This window comes from Roseateles sp. P5_E11, assembly GCF_054049355.1.
Window position 1 is genome coordinate 1 of the sequence record NZ_JBFUMO010001015.1, and the last position, 1,170, is coordinate 1,170.

General features: G+C 58.7%; 2 protein-coding genes. Both read left to right on the top strand.

Going from position 1 to position 1,170, the window contains the following annotated elements; all coding sequences use genetic code 11:
• The first annotated feature begins 24 nt into the window (after positions 1-24).
• Positions 25-498: an Lrp/AsnC family transcriptional regulator gene (locus tag ACXJKR_RS33015; protein WP_457326455.1), complete on the top strand. Its 474-nt coding sequence runs from the start codon at positions 25-27 to the stop codon at positions 496-498.
• Between the two features lie 189 nt (positions 499-687).
• A complete protein-coding gene (locus ACXJKR_RS33020; RefSeq protein ID WP_457326454.1) occupies positions 688-1,023 on the top strand; it encodes a thioredoxin family protein in 336 nt (111 codons plus the stop codon).
• The last annotated feature ends 147 nt before the right edge of the window (positions 1,024-1,170 follow it).

Below are 1,170 nucleotides of genomic sequence, written 5' to 3' on the forward strand. Positions count from 1 at the left end.
ACGCTGGACCGGACCTATGCAAGCATGACCGATTTGAAACTTGATGCGGTGGATCGCAGGATCCTTGAGCTTGTACAGCGTGACTGCACCATTCAGATCGCTGACCTTGCCAACGAGGTTGGGCTCTCCCAGACCCCATGTTGGCGGCGCCTGCAGCGGCTCAAGGAGGCTGGCGTCATTACGCGAAACGTCTCGCTGGTCAACCGCAACAGGGTGAACGTCGGAGTGACGGTCTTCGTCTCGGTGCGCACCAATACCCACTCGGAGGCGTGGTTCTCGCGCTTCCAGGCGACTGTGGAGGCGATCCCTGAGGTGATGGAGTTCTATCGGATGTCGGGCGACGTGGACTACCTGCTGCGCGTTGTCGTTCCAGATATCGCCGCCTACGACAAGGTCTACAAGCGGCTGATCGCTGACACGCAACTGTTTGACGTCTCGTCGAGTTTCGCCATGCAGGAGATCAAGTTCACGACGGCACTTCCCCTGGCCTACATCTAGCGCGTTTCATGTGGCATGGAACTCGGATCCGCAGGATCAGCAGGGGCCGCATTCTGTTTCTAACGGCGAGGCGCTGGAAAGCAAGAAGGAGCACTCGATTCTTCGATGCGCCCCACAGAATTCCTATGCCGTTCCTGCGTTGGCGACAACGCGCAAATCAAGGGTGCATCCCCAAACCTGGAGAATCTGATGTCCGACATCGCAGTGGTCTCTGAAGCCAGCTATCCCACTCAAGTCCTGCAAGCCGAAGGTCCCGTACTGGTGAAGTTCGGATCCAAGACCTGCGGCCCCTGCATGATGCTTGGCGCCGCTTTGAAGGACATTGCCCCCGACTACGGCGACGAGATCAAGTTGTTCGATGTTGACGTTGAAGAGGCGCCCGGCATCGCGAAGCAGTACGGCATCGTCACGATTCCCGTATTGCTCTTCCTCCGAAATGGAGAGGTGCAGAAGCGCGTGATGGGCAACCAGACGCGTGGGAAGCTCTCCCAGATGATCGACGCCCACATCGAAGGCGGCAACTGATGTCGAGCATCGCCTATTTGAACGATTCGACCGTCAAGGCAGCGGCCTTGGAACGGGCCACTTCCCAAGAAAGCTTTGGTTGGGCCGTTGAGGACACCGACGCGCAACGCCAGGAGTGTTCGGAACGCTTCGGCCTCAGCCCCGCGC

Excerpts from the sequence above, each read along its gene's own strand:
- ACXJKR_RS33015 (WP_457326455.1), top strand. The coding sequence starts at position 25 with ATGACCGATTTGAAACTTGATGCGGTGGATCGCAGGATCCTTGAGCTT.
- ACXJKR_RS33020 (WP_457326454.1), top strand. The coding sequence starts at position 688 with ATGTCCGACATCGCAGTGGTCTCTGAAGCCAGCTATCCCACTCAAGTC.